We start from the raw sequence: 26300 nt of genomic DNA, 5'->3' as shown, positions 1-26300 counted from the left end.
GGCACGGGTCCTTTCGCTGGGTTAACGCCGAAATCAGCGTTTGATATTGGTGGTTTCCTGCAGCATCTCATCGACCGTCTGGATGACTTTCGCGCTTGAAGAGTAAGCCCGCTGCGTTTGGATCATCGAGGTCAGTTCGGTCGCGACATCGGTGGTGGATTCCTCGCGCGCGAAAGAAACCAGATCACCCGTCGGACCTTCACCCGCATTCCACAAAAAGAACGTGCCGCTTTCGCGCGACGGTGCATAGGTTTGGCTGTCCAATGCCGTCAAGCCGTTGGGATTTGGAACATCTGCCAACGGAATCTGGAACATACGGCGGCTGACGCCAGTGTCATAAAACGCGTAGACATAGCCGTTCTCGTCGACCTGAACACTGGTCATCGTTCCCACAGCTGACCCATCCCGAGTGATCGAAACCGGCGCAAATGTATCCGACAACTGTGTGATACCATCTGCGTCGCCGATCTGGCCGATATTAACCTCCATCGGGCCGCCCGCCACGTTCACCACAACGCTGCCGGTGGCAGGGTCATAAGCACCGCCAGAAACTGCCGTGACGCTGGCAAGGGTGCCGCCTGCTGTCCGGCTGTCGGTAAAGGTCAAAGTATATTCCCCGATCACCGCGCCGCCCGAAGCCGAATCGCGCATGATCATGGTCCATTCATTGCTGGACCCTGTTGCGGGAACGGTGGGCACCAGTTCGATATCGATGCTTTCCGATTTGCCCAGATTGTCAAAATATTCGACGGACAGAGGTTGGCTGTCCCCAGATGCCCCTGCATCTGTTGCGGTAGCAGGCAAGTTCATACGCAGGTTCATCTGCGTGGTTGGCGCACCGGACAATTGATTGACACTAAGTTGAATGGGCTCCAGCGCGGCGGGCGTGTCACGTGGTACTGCCGGGATGGACCCGTCAGGATTTGCCCGCCAGCCTAGCAAAACCAAACCGGATTCGGTGACCAGATACCCCTCTTCATTGGTGCGAAACGAACCGGTTGTGGTCAACAACATCTCGTTCGAACCACCCGCGATCTGGGAACTGGGACGCACCGGTAGCATCCCACGCCCGCGTACTGCCAGATCGGTCGAGTTGTTCGTCGTTACCAGCGAGCCGCGCTGGTCGATCAGTCGCTGGCTGGTGGTGCGCACACCGCCCGCCGAATAGCTGCCGCCTTGGCCAGACGTGACCATGGAATGAAAATCAGTTTCAACCCGCTTGTACCCAAATGTGGACGAGTTGGCGATGTTGTCGGAAATCGTTGCCAACCGATTTGCATTGGCCTTCAATGCAGCCACGCCAGCATTCAATGAAGATGAAATAGTCATGGGCACGCCCTTCTGTTGCGTCAATCCTTGATGCAACAGCTAACGCGCTGGGCCTTAACAGCGCGCTAACAGGTAAAATGCGTCCTATCCTTTTCCTATCAGGAATTGCGCAGGAAGATGATCTCGATCCTGTTATTGCGCGCCGCCATCGGGTTCTCATCATGTATTTCGCGATCTGCGTGACCGGTGACCCGATCCAGTCGAACTGGTTGAACTCCCTTATCCTGAAGCATCTGACGCACTTTCTGCGCCCGAGATGTCGATACTGTCCAAACCGGATTACTGGCCACCACGACCGGAGACGAACCAACGTGACCCTCAACCGCGATATCGTTGGTCACAAGGTCCGAAGAACGGGCAACCAATAGCGCCAGAGCACGCATGATAGCAGTCGGTGTGTCGCTGCCCGATTCGAAAAGAGGTTGATCCTCAGTGTCGAACAGTTCGACCACCAACCCTTCATCGGTCACTCGCGTGACAATGTGTTTCAGCACCTTGTCCGAGACCATGCTCTCTCCGGTTCGTCCCATAAGGCGCGCTTCAAGGGTCGAGAACTCCTCGGTGCTTTGCTTGCCCCCTTCATTGGCGACGCCGATCGACCCCCGTGCCTGACGGGCGGCGGTGGGGCTGCGCTGACTGGCACCCGAACCATCCATGACCATGGTCAATTCCGAAAACATGTTGTTGCCGCCAAAGGCTCCGTCGCCTCCGCCCGAAACCGGATTCACCGGAATCGTTGGCGAGAAATAATCCGCCAGCCCTTTGCGTTGTTTTTCCGTCGTTGCATTTAGCAGCCACATCAACATGAAGAACGCCATCATGGCCGTGACAAAGTCGGCATATGCCACTTTCCACGCGCCACCGTGGTGGCCATCGCCGCCTGACACACGTTTCTTCTTGATGATGATTGGCGCCGCATTGGATTGCGCACCCATCTCCACCACCTTTTCTATCACCCGACTACAGGGGTAGCCGGGCAGGTCTTAAAGTGGGCTTAACACTTAAAACTGTTCGGATTTCACTGTCGCGCCAGCGTGGACCCGGCCCGTCGCAGGATCAGTTGCAGGTGGTTGAAGCTGTTCTTGATTCCATCCGGTTCGGGTTTGGCAAAGAAAGCATCCAGTTCCTCATGTACCCGCACGGCCTGATCCAGCAGCGGGTCCGCGCCCTCGGAATACAGCCCCGCCTTGATCATCACCTCGGATTGCTCATAGCTGCCGACCAGTTTGCGGGCCTCGGCGATCATTCTGTTTTCATCTTGGGTCGCCGCACCCGGCAAGCTGCGCGAGACCGAGCGGCTGAGATCAATGGCCGGGAAGCGCCCGCGCTCGGCAATTTCGCGACTCAGGACAATGTGGCCGTCCAGAACGCCGCGCAGGATGTCGGCCACGGGCTCGTCCATGTCCGATCCTGCTACGAGAACGCTGAACACGGCGGTGATATCGCCCTGATCCGCTGTGCCCGGTCCGGCCCGTTCACACAGACCGGCGATCAGAGGCGTGACGGACGGAGGGAAACCGCGCAGCGACGGGGATTCGCCCATGGCGACAGCGATTTCGCGGTGCGCCTCGGCAAAACGCGTCACCGAGTCGGCAAGGAACAGGACGTTCAGCCCCTGATCACGCAGATATTCGGCCACCGACATCGCCGACCAGGCACAACGCCTGCGCGCCAGAGCCGACTGATCTGAGGTCGCCGCCACCACAACCGACCGCTTCATCCCCTCGGCCCCCAGCGCATGTTCGACGAATTCATTCACCTCGCGCCCACGTTCACCAACCAGTGCAACCACCACCGCATCCGCCTGCATCGACTTGGCCAGCGTGGCCAGCAGCGTCGATTTGCCCACGCCCGAGCCCGCGAACAACCCGATGCGCTGCCCCTGCACAACTGGCAACATGGTGTTGAGCATGGCCAGCCCCGTCTCCATCCGCGCGCCCAGCGGTTTGCGGGCCACGGCGGGGGGCGGGGCCTGCATGATGTCGCGTTCCTGCGTACCAGAGAGCAGAGGTTTGCCGTCCAGCGGTTTCCCAAACGGATCGACCACCCGCCCCAGCCAATGCATCCCCGGCGCAAAATCAGGCGTCTGTTCTAGAATCACCTGGTCTCCCAGACAAACGCCATCAGGTGCCGCCGTGGGCATCATATGAATCAAATCCGATTCGACATGCAGCACCTCTCCGGCCAGGTCAGGGCCGCTACGCCGCCGCAAGGTCAGATGATCCCCGATGCGGGCCTGCCCCTCCAACCCCTCTATTTCTATGACGCCGTGGCCCACACTGGACACGCGCCCCATATGGCGCACGACAGAAAGACGGTCGAATTCACATTTCAGCAAGCTTGGGTCGAGATCAGGCATCGTGGGTTCTCCAACGGGTTTCTGAAAACGGTTTCTAAAGGAATCGGGGTTAAGCCTTGATTGAAATTGATCGAGGGAGAAGCCCCGATGTTCTATGACCTGAACGTCTTTAAGACAGCGCACGCAATGGCAACCCATGCAGGGCAACGGCAGGCGGTTATTGCGCGCAACATGGCCAATGCGGATACGCCGGGCTACCAGCCTCGCGATCTTGAGGCCTTTCAAAAAGCATTTGAAATGACCGGGCGCGAGGCTGCGATGACCGCAACGCGCGCCGGGCATTTGAACGGTAACAACGCGTCGCAGCCCTGGGCCGAATATGACGTCGCGCCCTCGGGCGATCCCAATGGCAACGGTGTCTCTGTCGAGGAAGAGATGTTCAAGGCGGTCGAGGTCAAGCGCCAGCATGACCGCGCGCTGACCATCTATAAATCTTCGATGAATATCCTGCGCACCAGCCTTGGCCGGTCATAAGGAGGCAGTGAGATGAGCGATTTTTCCCATTCCCTTGCCGCCTCGACCAGCGCCCTGCGCGCGCAATCGGCGCGTCTGCGACATGTGTCCGAGAACATCTCGAACGCCGATACGCCCGGCTATCGCCGCAAGACTGTACCGTTCGAAACCGTGCAGAAAGACGGGCGTGAGGTGGTGCAGGCCGGGCGGGTCAAGCTGGACCGCCGCGACGGGTCACGTGTTTACGACCCCGGTCATCCGATGGCGGATGAGACCGGCCATTATCGCGGATCAAATGTCGATCTGATGATCGAGATCGCCGACGCCCGCGAGGCGCAGCGCAGTTACGAAGCCAATCTCAAGATGTTCGACCAGACACGTCAGATGTCGTCGAGCCTGATGGAACTCCTCAGAAAATAAAGGACACCAGAATGGATATCCGAGCCCTCAATGCCGCCCAGAACTATGCCGGCGCACGCCCCGCAACGCAGGCCGATCCCGATCACGCCGGAATGGCCCAAGGGTTGCGCAGCACGTTTCAGGATTTTGCCGCGACGCTGAAACAGTCCGAGGCCATCTCGCAGACCGCGATGACCGGTCAGGCAGACCCACACGCGCTGGTGCAGGCGCTGGCGCAGACCGAACTGGCGGTCGAGACCGCCGTGGTCGTGCGCAATAAAGTGGTCGAGGCCTATCAGGAAATCCTGCGGATGCCGGTCTGACGCGATGCTCAACGAAGGTCTGTTCTATGACATCGTGCGTCAGGCGCTGTGGGTCGCGGTGATCACCTCGGTCCCGATCCTGGCGGTGGCGCTGGTTTCGGGCCTGATCGTGGGCCTGTTTCAGGCGCTGACCTCGGTGCAGGAAATGACGCTGACCTTCGTGCCCAAGCTGATCGCCATCGTCATCGTGTTCTGGATTTCCATGGGCTTCATGACCCAGACGCTGGTGACGTTTTTCACCACAACCCTTGTCCCGCTGATCGCCGGAGGTCGCTGATGGATACCGCCTATACCACCTTGTCCCGCCAGTCGGGGCTGATGAATGAAATGCGCCTGGTGGCGAACAACATCGCCAATGCCAACACCACCGGATACCGCGCGCAGGGGTTGGTGTTTTCCGAATTCGTGCGCGACATACCCGGCAATCCGTCCCTGTCGATGGCGCGGGCCGAGGTGCGCAATACGTCTCTGCAACAAGGGGTTCTGACTGAGACCGGGGGCGATTTTGATTTCGCCATCGAAGGCGATGGGTTCTTCATGGTCGAAACTCCGGACGGCAATCGCTTGACCCGCGCCGGGGCCTTCTCGCCCAGCGCCGAGGGAGATTTGGTCACGATGGATGGCCACCGTGTGCTGGATAGTAATGGCGCGCCGGTTTTTGTACCCCCCGACGCGGCCTCGATCGACGTGGGCAGTGACGGCACCCTCAGTATTGAGGGGCAATTGCTGGGGCAGCTTGGTGTCTACCGGGTCGATGACCCAAAGACCCTTGTGCGCGAAGGCAGCACACAGTTCCGTAGCGACGGCGACGTAGTGCCAGTCGAAGAGCCGGTGATCGTTCATCGCTTTCTCGAAGGGTCCAACGTCAAAGCGATCGAACAAGTGACACGGCTGGTCGAAATCCAGCGCGCCTATGAGCTGGGCCAGAGCTTTCTTGAAACCGAAGACGAACGGGTGCGGGGCGCGCTCAAAGCGCTGATGCGCTGACATTAGAACGGAGGATCTGACATGCGAGCATTGAAAATCGCAGCGACGGGCATGACCGCGCAGCAGATGCGGGTCGAGACGATCTCGAACAACCTCGCGAATATGAACACCACGGGCTACAACGCGCGGCGGGCTGAATTTGCCGATCTGCACTATCAGCAGATGGCGCGCGCCGGGTCTGTGAACGCTAATGACGGCACAGTTCTGCCTACGGGCATTCAACTTGGCCTTGGCGTGCGGCCTGCTGCCGTCACCATACAATTGGCGCAGGGTGCTTTGTCCGCCACCGGTAGCGATCTTGATGTGGCTGTGGAAGGGCGCGGCTATCTAGAAGTCACGTTGCCCAATGGCCAATCGGCATTTACCCGCGATGGCAGTTTGAAGCGATCAGCCGAGGGGCTGATCGTCACCTCGGACGGGTTCGCTGTTGCTCCCGAAATCACCATTCCAGACGATGCTAGATCAATCTCGATTAACGCATCGGGCGAGGTCTATGCCTATTTCGACGACGCGCCCGAAGGTCAGCTGTTGGGTGAATTCACATTGGCCAGCTTTTCGAACGCCAAAGGTCTGGAAGCGATCGGCAGCAATCTGTTCAAAGAGACCGAGGCTTCGGGCGCGCCCGTAGTCGGCACTCCGGGTGAGGACGGGTTAGGCACGTTGCGGCAAGGTTACCTTGAGGACAGTTCGGTCGACGCCGTGCGTGAGGTCACCGAACTGATCGAGGCCCAGCGGGGTTATGAAATGAACGCCAAAGTCATCTCTGCTGTAGATCAGATGATGGGCGCGACGACACAGGTGCGCTGATGCGGACATTTCTTTTGATCCTTGCCCTGGCAGGGCCCTCTGCGGCGCTTGCCGATATAGTCGTACCAACCCGCACAATTCGCGCGAAAGAGATCATCGCGCCCACCGACCTTGTCACCAAGGAACAGGACGTTCCCGGCGCGGTTGCGACCCCGGATATTCTGGTGGGACAGGAAGCGAGGGTGGCGCTTTATCCCGGTCGCCCCATTCGCGCGGGTGACTTCGGCCCACCCGCACTCGTGGACCGCAATGACCTGGTGGTTCTAGTTTTTGAACGCCAGCCTCTGTCAATCACTGCCGAAGGACGCGCGCTGGGGCGTGGGGCTGTTGGCGACCGGATCCGAGTGATGAATCTGTCGTCCCGAACCACCGTGACCGGTTTCATCCGGCGCGACGGTCAAATCGAGGTAAAATGATGTCAGGACTTGCCAAAACACTTCTTTTGGGCGCGCTCGCTCTGTCGGCCTGTGGCCGCGTGGATCATCTGGGCAAACCGCCCAGTTTTACTCCGAAGGAGGATTCTCCGGAACATGTCGCGATGCTCTGGCCGGGTTTGCCACTGCATACTCAACCGCAGCGGCCTGTTGACCAATCATCGCTTTGGACCGGGGGGCAGAAATCGCTTTTGGGGGATCAGCGCGCCATCAAAAAAGGCGATATCTTAACTGTTGTCATCGAACTTGACGAAAAAGCCGAAATTTCGAACGACACGAACCGGTCCCGGTCCGGGTCTGAAAACCTTGAGATACCGGGTCTGTTTGGCCTGCCGCAGCGGGCGCTGGAACAACTGCCCGAAGGGGCGTCTCTGGATGAAGCGGTTTCAATCGACTCGGCGTCGTCCAGTCGTGGGAAGGGCTCGGTTAAGCGCAAGGAAAAGCTGACATTGCGAGTCGCCGCGACTGTTATCGATGCGCTTCCCAATGGTGTGCTGGCCATTTCCGGTTCACAAGAATTGCGAGTGAATTTCGAACTGCGAGAGCTGCTGGTCACAGGCTATGTGCGCCCGCAGGATATCTCGCGACAGAATGAAATTACCTATGATAAAATCGCCTCGGCGCGCGTGTCTTATGGGGGCCGTGGCCAGATTACCGATGTCCAGCAGCCCCGCTACGGGCAGCAGGTCCTTGATACACTTTTGCCGTTCTGAGGTCGCGCTTTGATTAAGAAACTTCTTCCCGTTATTTTTCTGTTGGTTGGTCTCGGTGGCGGTATCGGCGCAGGCGTCGTTCTGTCACCGTCGGACGAGGTAAAGCCAAGCGACGCGAAAAAAGCGGACAAAGCCGACAAGACTGAAGCAAAAGAAAAAAAGAAAGACGCCAAGTCCAAATCGGCTGACAAGAAAGACAAGTCAGGCGGGATGGAGTATCTGAAGCTTACCAAACAATTTGTAATTCCGGTTGTCGAGGCCGAACGGATCTCGGGCATGGTTACGATGTCACTGAGCCTTGAAGCGGATGGCGGGATTTCCGATAGTTTTTATGCGATTGAGCCCAAGCTGAGGGATCGTTTCCTGCAGGTCTTGTTCGATCACGCCAACATGGGTGGATTTGATGGCAACTTCACCACCTCTGATAATCTTGATGTATTGCGCAAGGCTTTGCTTGAGGTGGCGCAGAAGGATCTTGGGAAAAGCGTTCAGAACGTTCTGATAACGAGCGTCAATCGACAAGACATCTGAAACCGGACTAGTATGTCTGCTTCTTGCCGAGCGCCAAACGGCGTTCGGTTTTTTGCATCTCGGAAAGTCTTTCTACGGCTTGTTGCCGCCCGAATGCCAACCGCAAGGCATCCATCGAGGCAAGCTTTTGCGCCGTGACGCGAGCAAGTTCCATGTTCAGTTGGCGCCGCGTCCGGGACTCCCATCCACTCCACAAGACGTCAGTACCGGTCACTTGGTATCCTTTGGTTTGTCCCGCGTCGACGCGCGATTTCTGGACCTGACCGTCCAGCCGTGACAGCTGTTGCTTGATCCGCGCTTCCTCTTCGAGGACAGGTTTCAGGTTTTGGTATTCCTTCTGAAAAGCGGCCTCGGTCGCCGCGCTGATATCCGCATATTTCGTTGATTTCATCTGATCTGTTCCTTCGCGCGTTTGCGCATCGTTTCGGCAAAGCGAATGGCAGCGGCGACCGGGCGGTAGAAATCTTCCGGGATTTCCTGGCCGATCTCGACGGTGGCGTGCAATGCCCTTGCGGTTGGTGGATCAGAATGGATGGGGACGCCTGCCGTCCCGGCAGCCGACCGGATCGAGGCCGCAACCTCATCCACACCTTTGGCCACACAAACGGGGGCAGATCCTGATTTGCGGGACCACTTCAACGCTACGGCAAAGTGGGTTGGGTTCACGATCACCACATCTGCCTTCGGAACGTCAGCCATCATCTGGTTTGTGGCAATGTCCTGAGCTCTCTGCCGCCGTTGTTGTTTAACATGGGGATCGCCTTCGGCATCTTTGGTTTCGTCCTGGATTTCCTTGCGCGACATGCGGTTCTTCCGGATGTGCTCGGCATATTGCCAGAAATAGTCCACTGCTCCGATCACGAGGGCGATCACTACGACGATGAAAAGGAATCGAAGCAGCAGGTTCATCATTAACAGTAAGGATGATTGCACCGGAGCAGCGCTTGCCGACAGGATATCGTCCAGGTTTGCACGCAAAAACAAGGCAAGGCAGGTTCCATAAATTGTCAGTTTTACAAAGCTCTTGGCGAATTCGAACAGGCCTCCACGCCCGAACTTGTTCTTTGCGTTGGACAGCACCGAAACGCGCGACAGTTTGGGTTTAAGTTTGGTCGGTGCGAAGATCAGCGCGCGCTGGGCGATCAGGCTGAGTAAAACGGCCGCAGCAGGTAACGCAAACAGAACGGAAACTGCGGCGAGGGTGGTCTTGAGCATCCCACCGACAGGGTTGACGGAAGGGCCTTGGACCAACAGACCTGAAAGGTCGTCTGCTTGATCAATCAGAACGACAAAGACGGTCCCAAGCTGTTGCACACCGTATTGGCCCGCAGCCAACATTGCCAAAAGAAATCCGGAATATGCGGCAACGACGGACAGGTCATTGGATTTTGCAACCTCGCCTTTTTCGCGTGCCTTCTGCAGCTTTTGCGGGGTTGGCTCAAAGGACTTGTCGCTTTCGTCGTCACCAGCGCTCATCTGGTGGCCCCCACCGGGTTGGCAATGAATGCGAACAGGGCGTCCGACCACACAGACAGGATCAAGGGTGTTCCGGCAAAAAGAAGAAACAGGCCCGCAAATGTGATCGCAGGCGCACCGACGAAAGCGACCATGAGTTGGGGCATGGCGCGGTTGATGACGCCAAGCGCGAGGTTATAGATCAGTGAGGCAATCACAAATGGCATTGCCAGGCTAAAGGCCAGCGCAAAACTCTGGGCGATGTTGCGAACGCCCCAGTGCGAGAGATCCGATGCCGCAGGCGCGGTGCCCATTGGAAACAGCATGTAGCTGTGGATCAGAAACTCGGCTACACGGATATGCAGGCCAAGCAATACCGCAAGGGTCAACCCGGCAAGCGTCAGCATGTATCCCATGGCTGGAACAGGATCGGCTGCGGCTCCTCCAAGAATTTGGGAAAGGGAAGTGGCCTGCGCTGCAATAGATCCCGCAGTTTGCAGGGCCAGCACGAAAAGACGCAGCCCCAACCCCAGAACCATCCCGACCAGAATTTCCGTTCCGATAAGTCGGACAAGAGGCAACAAGCCTGTTCCACCTTCAGGGGACGGCGCGGCTGGACTGACCACCAGTGTAAAAGCAACCGCGATGGCAAGTTTTACGCGGGTTGGGATGCTTCGCTCTCCAAATGCCGGCAGCAAAGAGACCAGTGCCGATACCCTAAGAAACACGGCAAAAAGGTGCCAAAACCCGTCCCCCAACTGGGGCAATAGCTCGGGCGGGAGGGCGATCACGCGGGAACCGTTCCAACAAGGGCCGGTCGCGCTTCCAGACCGATTTCTTCAAAAGAAAGGACCGGGTTGGATATGCCGCGGGCGTGCATGATCGTGCGCAATAGCCTGCGTCGCCGGGTCGAGGTCACAACCGCGGGGAACAGCCCGTGATCGGCGGATTGCGCGACGCTGTCCACGACACCATCGGCCAGTTTGTTGAACAGGTTTGGCGGCAAAGCTACGTCCAGACCGGCATTGGGTGCGTCGATCTGGTAGGTGACGAATGTGTCCTCCCATTCTGGCGCCAGCTGAATCAGGGGGATCGATCCATCCTCGCGCTTCATTTCGGCGACCAGTTGAAAGCCCAGCCGTTGCCGAACCAGTTCGCAGATACCTTCGGGCTGTGTCGTGGTCAGGCGCGCCTCGGCCACACTTTCCAAAATCAGGGCCATGTTGCGGATCGAGACCCGCTCGTCCAGCAACAGCCGCAACACCGCGTGCAGCGTGTCGATGGGCACTTTATCCGGTATCAACTCATCCAATAGTTTGCGGTTGGCCTCGGCCCGAACAGGATCACTTAGCTTGGTCATTTCAGACAGCAGGCGGCGCAGGGATTTCAGCGTCAGCAGGCGCGAGAAATTCTGTTTGATGATCTCAAGCAAATGAGTCGCCAGAATCTCGGGTGGAGAGACGATGGTGGCACCACTCATTGCAGCGGCTTCTTGATCTTTGGGCAAGATCCAGCGGGCGGGTGCACCATAAACCGGCTCGGTCACGTCATTGCCGTCGGGCAACAGGTCATGTCCGTCTTGTACCAGTGCCAAAACCAGATCGGGGTTCAGAACCCCGCGTGCCTGTTCGACGCCTTGAACCTTCACCACATAGGTCCCCATGGGCAGATCCGCCCGGTCAGTCAGGCGAATGTCCGGAAGGATCAGCCCGAAGGTCGAGGCGACATAGGTCCTCATATTGGCGATCCGTGCATCAAGACCGGTACCGGGGTTCAGAACCATGCTGACAAGGTCGGGCGCGAATTCCAGATGCACATCGTCCAGGTCGAGAATGTCCCCAATGGCCTGTGAAACGGGTGCGTCTGTATCCGGTGTCGGAGCCATCGCCGCATCGTCAGCTGCTTTTTGCTTTCGGTAGACGTTGTACGCGGTGTACCCCAAAACCCCGGCACCGATGATGAAGGGCAGGAACGGCAACCCCGGCACCAGCGCAAACAGAACCATCAGAACTGCAACGGTGCCAAGCGCCGCCGGGTGGCGGCCAAGCTGCGAGAACAACGCGCTGTCGGTTGCGCCCTGCGTTCCGCCGCGCGCCAGCAGCAGCGCGGACGCGATCGAGATGATCACGGCCGGAATCTGCGTAACCAGACCATCGCCTACGGTGAGAATCGCATAGGTTTCAAACGCCGAAGAAACCGGCATCCCATGGACGATCACCCCCATGATCAGTCCCATCACAAGGTTCAACAACGTGATCAGCAGACCCGCAACCGCGTCTCCTTTGACGAATTTCGATGCACCATCAAGGGAGCCGAAAAAGGTAGTCTCTTGCTGTTCCCGTTCGCGCCGTTCTTTGGCCTGTTGATGGTCGATGGCACCGGCGGACATGTCGCTGTCGATGGCCAGTTGCTTGCCTGGCATCCCATCCAGCGCAAAGCGCGCGCCGACTTCGGCCATGCGGGCGGCGCCCTTGGTGATGACCATGAAATTCACGATCAGCAGCACGCCGAATACCACGAGACCCAGAAAGATGCTGCCGCCCATGACGAAGTTGGCAAACCCCTCAATCACGTCGCCCGCGGCGTTGGGGCCGGTATGGCCCTGACCGATGATCAGCTTGGTCGAGGACACGTTCAGCGATAGCCGCAACATAAGTGAGGCCAGCAGGATCGTCGGGAAGGATGAGAAATCCAGCGGCCGCTCGACAAACAGGGTCAGCGTAAAAATCAAAATGGCCAACGCGAATGAGGCCGCCAACCCAACGTCCAGTACCCAGGCTGGCATCGGCAGGATCATCATTACGATGACCGTCATCAGAGCCACTGCCAGCATAACGGTCGGGGAAAACAGGGAACGGGCGTCGATCTTGGGCACGCGAGGCTCCTAGTTGAAGGAAATGAAGGCAGAGGCAGATCCGGTCGACGGCATCAGCGACCCAAGCGCGCCAGCGGGCGCTTGATCGGCCCGCAGCGGGATCAGCGGAGACGCCGATCCGGTAAACGGATCGCGTGACGCGATGGCGCGTGTTTCGCTGTGGTCCAACTGCGCCAAGACACGCTGGAACCTATCAGAATAGGTCTGTGCCAAATGGGGTGTGCGCGAGTGGTATGCCCCCGCGGCCGCGGTCCACGAGCCGAGCTCAGCATAAAGATCTTTTAGGAACCGTGCGGCGTAAGTGGCGTTTTCATCGGGGTCAAACATTGCGTCGATGGACCGGAATGCCTTGCCATGCCAGCGGTAGTTGATCTGGAAGCATCCGATGTCAAAGCTGCGTTTTCCTGCCTTGAAGATATTGAAGACATAAGACTTTGCCTCAAACTCGGATTTGAACCAAAAGCCCTTTCCTTCGACATTGATGGCCCACGGCCAAGGCGAAAGCTGCCCGTCAATGGCGCGGCCGGTTTCAACGCGTGTTATGGCGTGCAACACCTCAAGCGGGACGCCTTCGGACGTAGCCGCGCGCTGGGCGGCCCGATCGCATATGTCTGCAGTGCGGAGGTTGGGCATGGCGAGCGCCTGTTGGCCCACGCAAAGCGCAAGCGCCAAAAGTCCTGGTATTGTTCGATGGGGCATTCTGCCGGTCCGGGATTCTGATCAATCCGGGTCAGGTTAGCTGCGGCAGGGTTTACAGAGGGTTAGCGCCCAATCATTTCCGGTCGATCCTGCGGCCAAAAACAACGCTGGTATTGGTGCGCAGAACACCGGGGATCTTAGCCAATTCGTCAACCAGAATATCCAGGTCCTCGATTCTGGGGGCTTCGGCGGACAGAAGCAGGTCAAACTCGCCATTGATTGACAGACACCGCTTGACCTCGGGGTAAGCCTCAAGCCGTTTGATGATGCGGGTCGTCTCTTTCTGTTGGACTTCCAGCATCACCACGACCTGAACACGCGGGGCGTCTTCGGCCTTGTTGAGCACAACGGAATAACCTGCGATGACTCCGCTTTCCTCCATCCGCCTGATCCGCTCATGCACGGTTGTGCGAGCCAACCCAAGTTTGGCTGCGATCTTGGTGGTTGATTCCCGCGCGTTGTGTTGCAGGGCAGCGATGATACGACGGTCCAGTTGATCCATAACGCCAAGGTGTAAGGCAGAGTGGGGCACAGCCTCAAGGCTTGGGCGCATCTTTACCTGCGGTCCCCTCGGGTGATTTTTCAGGCCACAGCACACTGACAATGACAAGACCAGCAAACGCAGCAATGGTCATCCAAGTCAGTGTCACTGCCGTGCCTTTCATTGTCATCAGCCAACCGGCCAATGGATAAAGCATCAGCCAGCATAGATGTGACAGTGTAAACTGCGCGGCAAAAACGGCCGGGCGGTCTTCTGGTTTCGCGGATCGGGACAGTAAGCGCCCGGACGGTGTCAGGGTGGACGAATACCCAAACCCAACGCAGGCCCAGATTAGGGCGAGTGCAGGGAGTGTCATCGGGAAATAGGCAAACAGATAAGCAGCCATGGCCATGAAAATTGTGCCTGTGGTGGCCCCGAACAGCATAACCGAGCGGTCCCGAAACCTGTTCAGCAAAGAGGGCAGAGTGATGGCTGCCAGCATTGATCCCCCTCCGAATCCGGCCAAGGCCAGTGCGACTGCGCTTTCCGGTAACCCCATATCGGTGCGCACGATGACGACTGTGTTCACGATGACCATCGCGCTGAGGGCGGCAGCGGTCCACGTCAGGGCCAGCAGCGCCCGCAGACGCGGAGTGTTCAGGTAGATACGAATGCCACGGGTTGTGCGGTCGTAGATCCCGCGGGGCTGTGTCGGCATGGGCGAAGGTACGGCGACCGAAACGACCAGCAGAGAAGAAGCGACAAAGCCCAAGGCGGTGCCCCAGAACAGGTTGTCGAAGCTGACGATAGTCAGCAAAGCTGCAGCCAAGGATGGGCTCAGGACACTTTCCGTATCATAGGCCAGCCGGGACAGCGAAAGGGCCTTGGTATAATCCTGTTCGTCGGTCAACACGTCGGGGATGGTGGCCTGAAAGGCCGGAGTGAAACCGGCAGACGCCGATTGCAGGATGAAGATCAGCACATAGACCTGCCAGACTTCGGTTACGAAGGGCAGGAACACCGCGACGGCTGCGCGCACGATATCCAGCACAACAAGCATTTTGCGCCGATCGACGCGCTCGGCAAAGGCCGCAGCCAGTGGTGCTACGGTGACATAGGCTACCATTTTGATTGTCAAAACAGTTCCAAGCACCAATGCTGCAGCGTCTTGTGCGAGGTCATAGGCCAGCAAACCCAAGGCAATTGTTGCCAACCCGGTTCCGGTCAAGGCCGCGACCTGTGCGGCCAGCAAGTGGCGGTAGGTTCGGTTGCGCAGCACGCTCAGCATTTGCGATACCTCGGGGTTTCCTAAGCGCGATATCAACGACACGGGGGTGGCCGCCATTTTCCAGCACTGGAACGCGAGGTCAAGAAACCCGCGCATATAGGCCGCGTTCCACGGATGGCGTTGAGTTTACGGAGCAAACCGCCTATCTCGGAGGCGAAATCGCACAAAAGGACAAGCTCGTTGGCCAACCATCTCTATAAAAACGACCTGCCGGACGGGTTGGACCTTGGCCCTGTCGTGGCCATCGACTGCGAAACCATGGGTCTGAACCCACATCGGGATCGCCTGTGCGTGATCCAGATGTCGGGTGGCGACGGAAACAGCCACATCGTGCAAGTGGAAAAGGGTCAGACCAAAGCCCCGAACCTGTGTGCGATGCTTGAAAATCCCAATGTGTTGAAACTGTTCCACTTTGGCCGTTTTGACATCGCGGCGATGTACCATGCCTTTGGTGCCCTGGCCGCGCCTGTCTATTGCACCAAGATCGCCAGTCGTCTGGTGCGCACCTATACCGACCGTCACGGATTGAAAAACCTGTGTCAGGAGCTGATCGGCGTCGACATCTCGAAACAGCAACAGATGAGCGATTGGGGCGCGGAGACCCTTACCGACGCACAGTTGGAATATGCTGCCTCGGATGTTTTGTACCTGCACCGCCTGCGCGAGGCGCTGGACGGGCGGCTGGCCCGCGAAGGCCGAACGGAAATGGCTCAGGCCTGTTTTGACTTCTTGCCGATGCGTGCGAAGCTTGACCTCGCCGGTTGGCCCGAAACGGATATTTTTGCGCACTCATGACCGATACCGAAGCTTTCCTGAGAACCGCCCGACAGGTTGTCACCGACGAGGCCCGCGCGCTTGACGTGCTGGCCGATAGCCTGAACGAAGATTTCGCCGAGGCCGTGCAGCTGATCCTGCAGGCGACAGGCCGTATCATCATCAGTGGCATCGGCAAATCCGGGCATATCGGCCATAAGATTGCGGCGACATTGGCGAGCACCGGAACACCCGCCTATTTTGTTCACCCGGCCGAGGCGAGTCATGGCGATCTGGGAATGGTGTCCAAAGGGGACGTTGTTCTTGCGATCTCGAATTCGGGCGAAGCGCCTGAACTGGCAAACCTTCTGGCTTTCACGCGCCGCTTTGGCATTCCGCTGATCGGCTTGTCCAGCAAACCCGAAAGCACGCTGATGAAACAAGCGGACGTGCATTTGCTGATCCCGTCGATGGGCGAGGCGTGCGGGTTTGGAATGGTGCCTTCCATCTCGACCACGCTGACGCTGGCGATGGGGGATGCGCTGGCGATTGCGCTGATGAAGTATCGAGATTTCAAGCCCGAGGACTTTCGCGCATTTCATCCCGGCGGCAAACTGGGTGCACGGCTTAGCACGGTGCGAGATTTGATGCACACGGGCAGTGCTTTACCGTTGTTGGCGTCAGACGTCGCGATGAGCGACGCGCTGATCGAAATTAGCCAAAAAGGCTTTGGCGTCGCTGGCGTGACAACGGCGGACGGGCAACTTGCCGGGATCATCACCGACGGGGACCTTCGTCGCCACATGGACGGTTTGCTGACCAAAACCGCAGCTCAGGTGATGACGGAAGACCCGACCACCATTGGCCCCGATGCGTTGGCCGAAGAGGCAGTGGCCATCATGAATGATCGTAAGATTACGTCCTTGTTCGTTGTCGAACCAGATGCGGACGGACAGGCGCTGGGCCTGCTGCATATCCACGACTGCCTGCGCGTTGGATTGGGTTAAGAGGGCGCGACCGTGGACAGCCATTCACGCATGGTGCAATTCCTCAAGGTGCTGCTGCCGTTGGTGGCCATCGTTATGCTGTCCACCGTGTTCCTGTTGTCCCGCAGCATCGAAACTGACGTCAAAGTTCCCTTCACTCAACGCGACATAGAAGAACGTCTGGCGGATCAGATCGTGACCCGGCCCAATTATCGCGGAACTACGCGCAAGGGTGAAGAAGTTCAGATCGAAGCAATCCAGGCCACACAAGGTACTGAAAACTCGGTCCCTACAGCATCCGAGTTCCGTGGGCGACTGGGGCTGTCTAACGGGGGTATCATCACTCTGGATTCGAACTCGGGCATGATCCGTCCTGACAAGAACACTGCGACCTTCATCGGGGATGTGGTGATCACGACCACTGACGGAATCGAAGTGACCACGAATTTGCTGAACACCGCGCTGGACGAAATTCGTGGTGATACGCCGGGTCAGGTCAATGGGACCGGGGTTATCGGAAATTTTTCAGCAGGTCGCATGACCTTTGGGACCGAAAAAAAGGACGGCCCGGTCCATATTATTTTTACAGACGGCGTGAAACTGATATACGAGCCAAAAAGAGCAGAAAGATAGCCTGTGTTCGAGTTTCGATTTGCCATTGCTGGTATTGCACTACTGAGTAGCGTGCTTTCTGTGTCCGCACAGCAGACGCAGGTGGCGTTTGGCGTGCAAAAAGCTGACCCCAGCCTGCCAGTCGAAGTCACGTCTGAATCGTTGAACGTGAATCAGGAAGATGGCTCGGCCGAGTTCATTGGCAATGTAATTGTCATTCAGGGTGAAATGCGCCTGACGGCCGAGCGCGTGCTTGTCATCTACAACGCGGATCGGTCTGGCATTGAGCGTATGGAAGCGACCGAGGATGTGGTTCTGGTCAGCCCGCCAGATGCAGCTGAAGGGGATTGGGCCGAATATACCATCGATTCGGGTGTGATCGTCATGCGCGGCAACGTTCTGCTTACGCAGGGGCCAAGTACGATCAGCGGGGATCAGATGAACGCCAACCTGACGACAGGGACGGCGACCATGACGGGCAACGTTAAAACCATTCTGCAGCAGGGTGCCAACTGATGGCTGGACCGAACCTGAAACTGGCTCAGGGCAGTTCGGGGCTCAGGATCGAAAAACTGCGGAAGTCTTATCGGAAAAAGACCGTCATCCGAGACGTGTCAATGACGTTGGATCGATCCGAAGTAGTTGCGTTGCTGGGGCCAAACGGGTCTGGCAAGACCACCACTTTCTATTCTGTTGCAGGGTTGGTTTTTCCCGAAGCTGGTCGCGTAACCATCGATGGACAGGTGGTGACGACCCTGCCAATGTATCGCCGGGCGCGGCTTGGGATCGGATATCTGCCGCAAGAGATGTCGATTTTTCGCGGGATGAGCGTTGAAGACAATATCTCGGCTGTTCTGGATATCACGGTGGGTCACGCCCATCGCCGCAAAGAACGCCTCGAAGAGCTGCTGTCCGATTTCTCGATCGAGCATCTGCGCCGTGCGCCCGCGTTGGCCTTGTCAGGTGGCGAACGCCGACGGGTCGAGATTGCGCGTTGTCTGGCTGCCGATCCAAAGTACCTGTTGCTCGACGAACCTTTTGCCGGGGTCGACCCGATCAGTGTGGGTGACATCCGTCATCTGGTCGCAGATTTGAAGAAGCGCGGGATTGGGGTTCTGATCACAGATCACAACGTGCGTGAAACGCTCGAGATCGTGGACCGCGCCTATATTTTGCATGATGGTCAGGTGCTTATGTCCGGAACACCGGACGAAGTCGTTGAAAACGAAAACGTGCGGCGCGTCTATCTGGGTGAAAACTTCCGTATTTCATAGGTTTGCGCGGTATTGCGCCGAATGCATGGCGGAAATCTCGTATATACACGCCTGTTTTGATTGACTCTTCCGTCGTCTCTTGCCTCAATTGGGTCATGGCATTTTTTCGGTTCCAGTCTGGATCACGATGCCCCTTCTTGGAAGGGATCAAGTTCCGGCTACCGCGGGACATGCCGATATCCCCCACCCGATAAAAAGAAGCGCGCTGTGATACGCAGCGTCAGAATGGGTGTGAATTGTGAAGGAGATCACATGCGTTACCAAATCAGCGGAAAACAGATCGACATCGGTGAAGCACTTCAGACCCATGTGCAGACCGAACTTGGCGAGGTTGTGGGCAAATACGCCCAGCGACCGACCGACGCCAATGTCGTCTTTTCCCGTTCTGCGCATGAATATGTGTGCGAGACCACCGTACATCTTTCGACCGGTCTGACGGCGCAGGCCAAAGCCCATGCAACCGAGATTTACGCGGCATTCGAGGGGTGCTGTGACAAGATGGAAACACAATTGCGCCGCTATAAACGCCGCCTCAAGGATCACCACAAGGATCGGGTCGAGCCGGTTGAACTCTTCGGAGCTTCCTCTTATATCCTCGCCTCTGACGAATCTGAGTCGGCGGATGAGCCTGAAACTCTGCAGCCGATGATCGTGGCTGAGATGGAAACCAAGATCCCATCGCTGAGTGTTGGTGAAGCCGTTATGCAGATGGAATTGGCTGGTGCTCCGGTGCTGGTGTTCCGGAATGAGAACAAGGATGGATTGAATGTCGTGTATCGTCGCGAAGACGGTAACATTGGCTGGATCGATCCATAACAGGCAAGACTAGAAAGGCGTGCCCCTGCATTGGCGGGGGCTTGCCATTGGAGCAAAATCATGGAGCTTTCGAGCATTCTGAAGCCCGAAGCAGTACGTGTATTGTCAGCCGCTTCCAGCAAGAAGCGGCTGTTTCAGGAAATTGGCGATGTTGCTGCGGCAACCCTGGGCCTGGACGTGCAAACTGTCGTTGATGGTCTGCTCGAACGTGAAAGCCTTGGGCCCACGGGTGTGGGCCATGGCGTTGCGCTTCCCCATGCGCGTCTGACTGAAATTGAACAGGTCGCCGGCGCGTTTGTCATGCTGGAAAAGCCCATCGATTTTGGCTCGGTTGATCGTCAGCCAGTCGATATCGCCTTCGCGCTTTTTGCACCGGAAGAAGCGGGTGTAGACCATCTGAAAGCGCTCGCGCTGGTGTCTCGTACCCTGCGTGACACGGCGGTTTGTGCCAAGCTGCGGGCCAACCCTGACCCGGTCAAGCTCTATGCGATCCTGACCGAGGCGCAATCGATGCAAGCGGCCTGATCCTGCGCTTGAAGCGTACTAACGAAAAAGCCCCCGATGATCGGGGGCTTTGTTTTTCCAGGCTACGGTGTTGGTCAGCCGCCGGTTCCCATTTCCAACGTCCACCAGATTTTTCCACCCGATTCTTGATGCCAAGCAAATCCCATCTGCGTGGCTTGAGGGTCCAGTATCACTGATCGTGGACCGGGTTCCTGCATCCAGGCGGCCAATGTTTCGGTTTCGGTTTCGAAGGTTTCCGAAATAGCTTCGCCCAGGAATGTGCCGAAATACCCAACGCGCGCGGCCCGATCTATTGGGGATGATCCATCGGACCCAAAATGCCATGGCCGGTTTTGGCGTGCCATATCCTTGGAATGTGTGGCAGCCGCAGCATTGAGCTGTGAATTCAGTTGCACAGGCTGCAGACCCGAAGCTTGCCGCAGTGCGTTAACCGAATCAAGCATGCGGAACTGCAGCTTTTCGGGATTGCCGCGAATCTTGTAAACGGTGGGCAGCGGACGGCCATCCGCACCAATCGTCGTGGTTGAGCTTGGGGTGCAAGCCGCCACAGCAGCAAAACATAAGAACAGAAGTGTAATAATACGCGTCATGGTCGACCTGATTTTTGTGTCGTCTTACGCAATAGCGCGACCAACGGGCTTGGGCAAACCTGCAATGGCTGATTCCCGCGTGATTTTGCCGGTTTGATTTGCGATTGACGTATTCAGGCAATAAAATGAGTCAAATTCCTTTTCTGGTTTAGCAAAGGACCGTCACAAATGGTCAAGAAACTCATTCCTTCCTCGCGCCGCGGATTTCTGGTCGGAGCGTCCGCCTTTTTGTCTACTCCGGCGATTGCTCAGTACATTCCGGGCGATCCTCTGCGTCCGGCGCCCGAACCCGAGCCGCAGGTGCGGCGAAACATTTCGGGGTTCCGTGCTTTGGAGTGGCAGCCCTATTTTGACAACACGCGCAATGGCGCAATCCTGGTCGATACCGTTTCACGGGCGCTGCATTATTGGTCAGACGACCAAAGCGTGTATAAGCTTTACCCATCATCGGTTCCGCTGACCGAAGAACTCACGCGTCGCGGTCGCACAAGCGTCATTCGCAAGGTCGAAGGACCCAGCTGGGCACCGACGCCTTCGATGAAGAAGCGAAACCCCGAATGGCCGGACTATATCCCGCCGGGGCCAGATAACCCGTTGGGAACGCACGCTTTGTATCTAAGCTGGAAGTACTACCGAATCCACGGAACCCACGATACGCGCAAAATAGGGCGTCGGTCCTCCAACGGATGCATCGGTCTTTTCAACGAAGATATCGCCGAACTGTTTTCGATGGCGAAGGTTGGCACTCAAGTGTTGCTAATTTGACGACAAATCCGCGCATGAAGTCGCTTGCGAAGCAACTTCCATTTGCATTCCAGTTGGATAGCTGGTTAGAAAAAAACACGAGGTAAGTCTTGGGTGTGCGGTTTCGCTATCTGAAACCGTGCTTATTCTGGAGGTTAATATGAAGAAACTCGTTCTCGCCGCTGCACTGACTGCTGCTGCTTCGACCGCTTATGCTGGCAACCTGGAAGAGCCGGTTGTTGAAGCACCTGTTGTTGTCGAAGAAACTCAGGGTTCGTCGCAGGGCATCATCCTGCCGCTGATCCTGCTGGTTGTTGTTGCAGCAGCTGTTGCAGCAGGCTAATTCGATACGAATTATCCAAAAAAAAGGCGGTGGAGCAATCCACCGCCTTTTTTTTGTCTGTTAACTGGTCCTGACAGAGCTGGTCAGTCCAGCCAGCCTTTCAAATTGTCCTCGATTACTTTTCCCAAAGCAGCAATGTGCGAATCGTCGTCGTTGAGGCAGGGAATATAGGTAAAGCTCTCGCCGCCGGCCTCTTCAAAGCTTTCCTTGATCTCTTCGTTGATCTCTTCCAGCGTCTCGATGCAATCGGCCGAAAACGCAGGCGCAATCACCGCGATATTCTTTTTCCCCTGACGCGCCAGTTCAGCCACGTGCTCGACCGTGTAGGGTTTCAGCCATTCCTCAGGTCCGAATCGGGACTGGAAGGTTGAGACAAGCTGATCATCCGCCCAACCCAGCCGTTCTTTCAGCAGGCGAGAGGTTTTTGCACATTGGCAGTGATAGGGATCGCCCTGCTGCAGATAGCGGTCCGGCATTCCGTGATAGGAGCAGACCAGAATGTCGGGCTTGGTCTCCATCGCGGCGTAGGCCTGTTCCACCGACCCGGCCAAAGCGTCGATATAGGCGGGCTCATCAAAATAAGCCGGAACCGTGCGGCTGGCGGGTTGCCAGGCTTCCTCCATCAGGGCGCGGAAGAATTGGTCATTGGCGGTCGCGGTCGTGGCGCCTGCATATTGCGGGTAGAGCGGGAAGAACAGAATGCGGTCACAGCCCGCGGCCACCATCTCGCGCACTTTGGATTTGGTCGAGGGGTTGCCGTAGCGCATACAGAAATCGACCATCACCTGATCGCCATAGCGCGCCTGCATCGCATCGCGCATCTTGGCGGTTTGATCCTTGGTGATCGTCATCAGCGGACTTTCGCCCTTGTCGTGGTTCCAGATCGACTTGTACGCTTCGCCCGAGCTGAAGGGCCGTTTGGTCAGGATTATCCCCTGCAGGATCGGCTGCCATTTCCATTTCGGATAGTCGATGACGCGCTGATCCGACAGGAACTCGTTCAGGTAACGGCGCATGGGCCAATAGGTATAGTCGTCCGGCGTGCCCAGATTGGCCAGCAGAATGCCGACGCGGCCCATTTTCACCTTCGGGTGGTCGGCAGGGGCATGGGCGGGGCGAGTGGCGTCAAACATGAGGGGCTTCCTGAATTTCTTTGTACCGGGCTGAGATAAACGGATTTGTCCGGTCGTCAATCGGTCAGTTTGCCCTCTTTTGTTCCCAGCGCTTCGGCAAGGCGGGTTTGGGCCGATCCCGGGCGCAGGGGCTTTTGCTGACTGTCATCAGGGGACCAGCCGGTCAGGCAAATCAATTCATAGGTGGCGTTCAGTCGCCCTTCGGGCGTTGCAAAGTGATCGGCGTATATCTTCTGGGCGCGGTCAAAGACCTGCCGCCGAGTGGGGCGTTTGATGCGGTCGGTCAGGCTGTTGGTCTCACCCATGGCACGCAAGTCTTGCATCAGGTGCCGCAGGTCGCGGTATTCCGCCGTCAGCCGCGCCGTATCTGCCACCGGCAAGGCTAGCCCGGCCCGTTGCAGCAAGCCGCCCAGATCACGCAGTTCGCCCATCGGTGCGATGCGTGGGCTGAGCCCGCCAGAGATTTCGATCTCGGCCTGACCCAATGCTGCGCGCAGTTCGTGCAGGGTTTCTCCGCCCAGACAGACCACTAGCAACAGACCGTCAGGCTGCAGGGCCCGGTGGCATTGAATGAGTTGGCCGACAGGGTCGTTGGCCCAGTGCAGCGCCAACGCGTGGATCACCAGATCATGCGCGCCAGGGGTCAGGTTCAGCACCTCATCATCCGCCACGATCTGCGCTTTTGGCATCACATCCCGCCAGATATGGGCGAAGGGCGTCACCACAGCCGGAGCCATAAAGGTTTTGTTAACCATGCTGAGTCGATCCTGAACCTCGTCCACGGCGGCGCGGTGCAAGAACAGCGCCTCGTCCCGCGCGCGGGCGCGATGCAGGGTCAGGGCCTTGCGGTCGAACAGAGAGGGTGCGTTGGAAGCAGGCAGTTTCATAGGGCGCAAGTATCGCATCTGGCCGCGGATTCAAACCGCTCTTCAGATGATCTATCCGCCTCGTTGCATGGGGTGTGGAGAGCTGACCGAGTCCGATTTCGGCCTCTGCGGCCCCTGCTGGCGCGACACGCCGTTTATCGGCGGGGTCGTGTGCGAAAGCTGCGGAATGCCTCTGCCCGGTGAGGCGGATGGCCACCGGATTGAATGCGACGACTGTATGAAAACGCCCCGGCCATGGCAGGATGGACGCTCGGCGCTGTTGTATGATGGTAAGGCACGGGGGCTGATCCTTGCTTTGAAACATGGCGACCGGCCGGAATTGGCACGTCCGGCGGCGCGGTGGATGGCGCAGGCGGGTCGAGATTTGTTCCGCGATGATATGTTGCTGGCCCCGGTACCTCTGCATTGGTCCCGATTGTTGAAACGGCGCTATAACCAGTCGGCCCTGCTGGCGCAGCAACTGGGGCGGCACACGGGGGTTGAGGTCTGCCCCGACCTACTGATCCGACGCATCAAAACCCCGGTTCTGGATGGAAAAACCGCCGCGCAGCGGGCCGAGACGCTGGAAAACGCTATTGCGCCGCATCCCAGACGCTTAAACCGGATGCACGGGCGGGATGTGCTGTTGGTGGATGACGTGATGACCTCGGGCGCGACGCTGGCGGCTTGCGCGCGTGTCTGCCTTGCCTCTGGTGCAAATCATATTTTCGTGTTGACCCTAGCGCGCGTTGCCAAGGATACCTAATTCGCGCAGGATTACGCGAAACCCGAAGGGACGACTTATGAAACCGGTTGAGATTTACACATCGCCTCTGTGCGGCTTCTGCCATGCCGCCAAACGCCTGCTGAAACAGAAAGGCGTCGAGTTCAAAGAGGTCGACGTTCTGATGCACCCCAAGCGCAAGCCCGAGATGATCAAACGTGCGGGCGGCAAACGCACCGTGCCGCAAATCTTCATCGGCACCCAGCACGTAGGCGGCTGCGATGACCTGTACGAGCTGGACCGTCAGGGCAAGCTGGACCGTCTTCTGGCGGCATGAAGACTGCGCTGCTGCAGATAACCTCGTCGGATGATCCGTCTGATAATCTGAAAATGGTGCGTGCCCTGATGGCTAAGGCGGCCGCGCAGGGCGCGCAGTTCATTCTGACGCCCGAGGTGACGAATTGCGTGTCCAATTCCACCACGCGCCAGCGCGAGGTTCTGCAGCACGAGGAAGATGACCAGACGCTGGCGGGCCTGCGCGATCAGGCCGCCGAGCTGGGCGTTTGGCTGCTGATCGGTTCGCTTGGGATCAAGACGCATGACGCCGATGGGCGTTTTGCCAACCGATCCTACATGATCGACCCGCAGGGGCAGATTGTGGCGCGCTATGACAAGATCCATATGTTCGACGTGCAGGTTTCCGAATCCGAGACCTTCCGCGAATCGAAAAACTACCGTCCCGGCGACCGGGCGGTGATTGCTGACACCGATTTCGGCAAGGTCGGCTTGACCATCTGCTATGACATCCGCTTTCCGCATCTGTTTGCCGCCTTGGCGCAGGGCGGGGCGCGGATTCTGAGCGTTCCGGCGGCGTTTTCGCCGGTTACGGGCAAGGCGCATTGGGAATCGCTGCTGCGCGCACGGGCGATTGAAAATGGCGCTTGGGTACTGGCCCCGGCGCAAACCGGCGAACACCCAAAAACGCGCGGAAAAACGCGCTACACCCACGGTCACAGCATGGTTGTGGCCCCGTGGGGAGAGGTCATCATCGACGCAGGCACCGATCCGGGCATTCACATTTTCGATTTGGATGATAGTTCTGTGACAGAGGCGCGCCGCCGCGTGCCCTCATTGACGCACCTGCGGGCTTTTGACGGCCCCTGATCCAGAGCCGGACCCAATGACGGACGACACCAATGCCCTTGCGGTCACGCTGTTCAGCGAGATCCTGACCGCCGACCAATTGTTGCGCAACCGGCTGAGCCGGGTGCTGCCCAAGGGCATGGAAATCTCGCATTTCTCGGTGCTGAACCATCTGGTGTTTGTCGGCGATGAGCGCACACCGGCGCAACTGGCCAGTACCTTCCACGTGACGCGGGGGGCGATGACCAACACTTTGGCCAAGCTGGAATGGGCTGGCTACATCCACATCCGCCCCGACTGGGACGACGCCCGCCGCAAAATGGTCGCCATCAGCCCCGCCGGTCGCCGCGCCCGCGATCAGGCGATTTCCTCGATTGCCCCGCTGATCAACCGCGTGGTCGGAGAGCTAGGGCTGGAACGCGTCCGCAGCACGCTGCCCGTGCTACGGGATTTGCGGTTGCAGTTGGAGGGGGAGTAGGGGCAGAAACTTCAGATTGGAGTAGCTAAGCTACTTGTCTGCCACTCAGCAATTTCATTGAAGACAAATAGAAAGCGAGCAAGTGAAAAACTTCATAATAGTCGCTCTAAGTTGCGTCGTTGCTGCATTGGTTTTCGGCTTTGAGCCTGTGCAACGAGCGATAAACGAGGCTACAAACCG

Annotated in this window: 35 protein-coding genes; 22 read left to right on the top strand and 13 right to left on the bottom strand. The window is 57.9% G+C overall.

All coding sequences use genetic code 11. The features are described from left to right. Positions 1-33: 33 nt before the first annotated feature. From J7380_RS09855 to J7380_RS09845, 3 genes are all read right to left on the bottom strand, one after another. Positions 34-1329, bottom strand: a complete 1296-nt coding sequence (locus tag J7380_RS09855; protein ID WP_209195567.1) for a flagellar hook-basal body complex protein — start codon at positions 1327-1329, stop codon at positions 34-36. A gap of 98 nt (positions 1330-1427) precedes the next feature. Continuing rightward, on the bottom strand, positions 1428-2264 hold the full coding sequence (locus J7380_RS09850; protein ID WP_209195566.1) for a flagellar motor protein MotB: 837 nt from the start codon (positions 2262-2264) through the stop codon (positions 1428-1430). A gap of 83 nt (positions 2265-2347) precedes the next feature. Then, a complete protein-coding gene (locus J7380_RS09845; RefSeq protein ID WP_209195565.1) occupies positions 2348-3688 on the bottom strand; it encodes a FliI/YscN family ATPase in 1341 nt (446 codons plus the stop codon). Between the two features lie 87 nt (positions 3689-3775). On the opposite strand from J7380_RS09845, the gene J7380_RS09840 reads away from it, so the two are divergent. The 9 genes from J7380_RS09840 to J7380_RS09800 are packed head-to-tail and all read left to right on the top strand — an operon-like array spanning position 3776 to position 8335. After that, a complete protein-coding gene (locus J7380_RS09840) occupies positions 3776-4162 on the top strand; it encodes a FlgB family protein (RefSeq protein WP_209195662.1) in 387 nt (128 codons plus the stop codon). 12 nt (positions 4163-4174) lie between these two features. Beyond that, positions 4175-4561, top strand: coding sequence for a flagellar basal body rod protein FlgC (gene flgC / locus J7380_RS09835; RefSeq protein ID WP_209195564.1), 387 nt, complete (start codon positions 4175-4177; stop codon positions 4559-4561). A gap of 11 nt (positions 4562-4572) precedes the next feature. Then, positions 4573-4863, top strand: coding sequence for a flagellar hook-basal body complex protein FliE (gene fliE / locus J7380_RS09830; RefSeq protein ID WP_180887912.1), 291 nt, complete (start codon positions 4573-4575; stop codon positions 4861-4863). Between the two features lie 4 nt (positions 4864-4867). Continuing rightward, complete coding sequence (locus J7380_RS09825; RefSeq protein WP_209195563.1) at positions 4868-5140, top strand: flagellar biosynthetic protein FliQ; 273 nt, start codon at positions 4868-4870, stop codon at positions 5138-5140. Continuing rightward, positions 5140-5850, top strand: coding sequence for a flagellar hook-basal body complex protein (locus tag J7380_RS09820; protein ID WP_209195562.1), 711 nt, complete (start codon positions 5140-5142; stop codon positions 5848-5850). The genes J7380_RS09825 and J7380_RS09820 overlap by 1 nt, the downstream gene beginning before the upstream one ends. Positions 5851-5871: 21 nt before the next feature. Next, positions 5872-6657, top strand: coding sequence for a flagellar basal-body rod protein FlgG (flgG, locus tag J7380_RS09815; protein WP_209195561.1), 786 nt, complete (start codon positions 5872-5874; stop codon positions 6655-6657). Then, positions 6657-7073 (top strand): flagellar basal body P-ring formation chaperone FlgA, encoded by a 417-nt coding sequence (flgA, locus tag J7380_RS09810; protein WP_209195560.1) that lies wholly within the window; start codon positions 6657-6659, stop codon positions 7071-7073. The genes flgG and flgA overlap by 1 nt, the downstream gene beginning before the upstream one ends. After that, complete coding sequence (flgH, locus tag J7380_RS09805) at positions 7073-7804, top strand: flagellar basal body L-ring protein FlgH (RefSeq protein WP_209195661.1); 732 nt, start codon at positions 7073-7075, stop codon at positions 7802-7804. The genes flgA and flgH overlap by 1 nt, the downstream gene beginning before the upstream one ends. Positions 7805-7813: 9 nt before the next feature. Beyond that, positions 7814-8335 carry a flagellar basal body-associated FliL family protein gene (locus J7380_RS09800; protein ID WP_209195559.1) on the top strand — a complete coding sequence of 174 codons (522 nt, stop codon included), beginning with the start codon at positions 7814-7816 and terminating at the stop codon, positions 8333-8335. A 7-nt stretch (positions 8336-8342) separates the two neighbouring features. Here J7380_RS09800 and J7380_RS09795 read toward each other — a convergent pair whose 3' ends face one another. The 7 genes from J7380_RS09795 to J7380_RS09765 form a co-directional block, all read right to left on the bottom strand. Continuing rightward, on the bottom strand, positions 8343-8726 hold the full coding sequence (locus tag J7380_RS09795; RefSeq protein WP_209195558.1) for a hypothetical protein: 384 nt from the start codon (positions 8724-8726) through the stop codon (positions 8343-8345). Further along, entirely contained in the window at positions 8723-9811 is a 1089-nt protein-coding gene (locus J7380_RS09790; protein ID WP_209195557.1) for a flagellar type III secretion system protein FlhB, read from the bottom strand. The genes J7380_RS09795 and J7380_RS09790 overlap by 4 nt, the downstream gene beginning before the upstream one ends. Further along, complete coding sequence (locus J7380_RS09785) at positions 9808-10581, bottom strand: flagellar biosynthetic protein FliR (protein WP_209195556.1); 774 nt, start codon at positions 10579-10581, stop codon at positions 9808-9810. Before J7380_RS09785 ends, J7380_RS09790 begins: the two co-directional genes overlap by 4 nt. Continuing rightward, the gene (gene flhA / locus J7380_RS09780; RefSeq protein ID WP_209195555.1) at positions 10578-12665 is read right to left on the bottom strand and encodes a flagellar biosynthesis protein FlhA; all 2088 of its coding nucleotides are present in this window, start codon (positions 12663-12665) and stop codon (positions 10578-10580) included. Before flhA ends, J7380_RS09785 begins: the two co-directional genes overlap by 4 nt. Before the next feature lie 9 nt (positions 12666-12674). Continuing rightward, positions 12675-13298: a lytic transglycosylase domain-containing protein gene (locus J7380_RS09775; RefSeq protein WP_209195554.1), complete on the bottom strand. Its 624-nt coding sequence runs from the start codon at positions 13296-13298 to the stop codon at positions 12675-12677. 139 nt (positions 13299-13437) lie between these two features. After that, entirely contained in the window at positions 13438-13917 is a 480-nt protein-coding gene (locus J7380_RS09770) for an Lrp/AsnC family transcriptional regulator (RefSeq protein ID WP_247742471.1), read from the bottom strand. Continuing rightward, on the bottom strand, positions 13901-15133 hold the full coding sequence (locus J7380_RS09765) for an MFS transporter (RefSeq protein ID WP_209195659.1): 1233 nt from the start codon (positions 15131-15133) through the stop codon (positions 13901-13903). Before J7380_RS09765 ends, J7380_RS09770 begins: the two co-directional genes overlap by 17 nt. A 180-nt stretch (positions 15134-15313) precedes the next feature. Here J7380_RS09765 and J7380_RS09760 point away from each other — a divergent pair, with 180 nt between their 5' ends. The 7 genes from J7380_RS09760 to J7380_RS09730 all read left to right on the top strand — a co-directional run bounded on the left by J7380_RS09760 (position 15314) and on the right by J7380_RS09730 (position 20099). Further along, positions 15314-15928: a ribonuclease D gene (locus J7380_RS09760; protein WP_209195553.1), complete on the top strand. Its 615-nt coding sequence runs from the start codon at positions 15314-15316 to the stop codon at positions 15926-15928. Next, the gene (locus tag J7380_RS09755; RefSeq protein WP_209195552.1) at positions 15925-16893 is read left to right on the top strand and encodes a KpsF/GutQ family sugar-phosphate isomerase; all 969 of its coding nucleotides are present in this window, start codon (positions 15925-15927) and stop codon (positions 16891-16893) included. Before J7380_RS09760 ends, J7380_RS09755 begins: the two co-directional genes overlap by 4 nt. 12 nt (positions 16894-16905) lie before the next feature. Beyond that, positions 16906-17505 (top strand): LPS export ABC transporter periplasmic protein LptC, encoded by a 600-nt coding sequence (lptC, locus tag J7380_RS09750; RefSeq protein WP_170353775.1) that lies wholly within the window; start codon positions 16906-16908, stop codon positions 17503-17505. Between the two features lie 24 nt (positions 17506-17529). Next, positions 17530-18000, top strand: coding sequence for an LptA/OstA family protein (locus J7380_RS09745; protein WP_348539091.1), 471 nt, complete (start codon positions 17530-17532; stop codon positions 17998-18000). Continuing rightward, positions 18000-18758 carry an LPS export ABC transporter ATP-binding protein gene (lptB, locus tag J7380_RS09740; protein WP_170755376.1) on the top strand — a complete coding sequence of 253 codons (759 nt, stop codon included), beginning with the start codon at positions 18000-18002 and terminating at the stop codon, positions 18756-18758. The genes J7380_RS09745 and lptB overlap by 1 nt, the downstream gene beginning before the upstream one ends. 252 nt (positions 18759-19010) lie before the next feature. Next, entirely contained in the window at positions 19011-19574 is a 564-nt protein-coding gene (gene raiA, locus J7380_RS09735; RefSeq protein ID WP_209195551.1) for a ribosome-associated translation inhibitor RaiA, read from the top strand. A 60-nt stretch (positions 19575-19634) separates the two neighbouring features. Then, positions 19635-20099 carry a PTS sugar transporter subunit IIA gene (locus J7380_RS09730; RefSeq protein WP_209195550.1) on the top strand — a complete coding sequence of 155 codons (465 nt, stop codon included), beginning with the start codon at positions 19635-19637 and terminating at the stop codon, positions 20097-20099. A gap of 74 nt (positions 20100-20173) precedes the next feature. Here J7380_RS09730 and J7380_RS09725 read toward each other — a convergent pair whose 3' ends face one another. Beyond that, the gene (locus J7380_RS09725) at positions 20174-20689 is read right to left on the bottom strand and encodes a CAP domain-containing protein (protein ID WP_209195549.1); all 516 of its coding nucleotides are present in this window, start codon (positions 20687-20689) and stop codon (positions 20174-20176) included. Positions 20690-20857: 168 nt separating this feature from the next. On the opposite strand from J7380_RS09725, the gene J7380_RS09720 reads away from it, so the two are divergent. Both J7380_RS09720 and J7380_RS09715 read left to right on the top strand, forming a co-directional pair. Continuing rightward, complete coding sequence (locus J7380_RS09720; protein ID WP_209195548.1) at positions 20858-21454, top strand: L,D-transpeptidase; 597 nt, start codon at positions 20858-20860, stop codon at positions 21452-21454. Between the two features lie 139 nt (positions 21455-21593). Beyond that, complete coding sequence (locus J7380_RS09715) at positions 21594-21776, top strand: hypothetical protein (protein WP_005979327.1); 183 nt, start codon at positions 21594-21596, stop codon at positions 21774-21776. 83 nt (positions 21777-21859) lie between these two features. Here the strand turns inward: J7380_RS09715 and hemH are convergent, their stop codons facing one another. After that, on the bottom strand, positions 21860-22909 hold the full coding sequence (gene hemH, locus J7380_RS09710; RefSeq protein WP_209195547.1) for a ferrochelatase: 1050 nt from the start codon (positions 22907-22909) through the stop codon (positions 21860-21862). A 56-nt stretch (positions 22910-22965) separates the two neighbouring features. Beyond that, positions 22966-23796, bottom strand: a complete 831-nt coding sequence (locus J7380_RS09705) for a methyltransferase domain-containing protein (RefSeq protein ID WP_209195546.1) — start codon at positions 23794-23796, stop codon at positions 22966-22968. A 46-nt stretch (positions 23797-23842) separates the two neighbouring features. Here J7380_RS09705 and J7380_RS09700 point away from each other — a divergent pair, with 46 nt between their 5' ends. Genes J7380_RS09700 through J7380_RS09685 form a run of 4 tightly spaced genes read left to right on the top strand, consistent with a single transcriptional unit; the run spans position 23843 to position 26120 of the window. Beyond that, entirely contained in the window at positions 23843-24541 is a 699-nt protein-coding gene (locus J7380_RS09700; protein WP_209195545.1) for a ComF family protein, read from the top strand. 37 nt (positions 24542-24578) lie between these two features. After that, positions 24579-24836, top strand: coding sequence for a glutaredoxin 3 (grxC, locus tag J7380_RS09695; protein ID WP_170353766.1), 258 nt, complete (start codon positions 24579-24581; stop codon positions 24834-24836). Then, positions 24833-25663, top strand: coding sequence for a carbon-nitrogen hydrolase family protein (locus J7380_RS09690; protein WP_209195544.1), 831 nt, complete (start codon positions 24833-24835; stop codon positions 25661-25663). Before grxC ends, J7380_RS09690 begins: the two co-directional genes overlap by 4 nt. Before the next feature lie 16 nt (positions 25664-25679). Then, positions 25680-26120, top strand: a complete 441-nt coding sequence (locus tag J7380_RS09685; RefSeq protein ID WP_170353764.1) for a MarR family transcriptional regulator — start codon at positions 25680-25682, stop codon at positions 26118-26120. The last annotated feature ends 180 nt before the right edge of the window (positions 26121-26300 follow it).

The sequence above is a fragment of the Ruegeria sp. R8_1 genome (assembly GCF_017743815.1).
In the GTDB taxonomy this organism is placed as follows: domain Bacteria; phylum Pseudomonadota; class Alphaproteobacteria; order Rhodobacterales; family Rhodobacteraceae; genus Ruegeria; species Ruegeria lacuscaerulensis_A.
The sequence above is the reverse complement of the archived record's forward strand: the minus strand, read 5'-3'. Positions and strand labels throughout refer to the sequence as shown.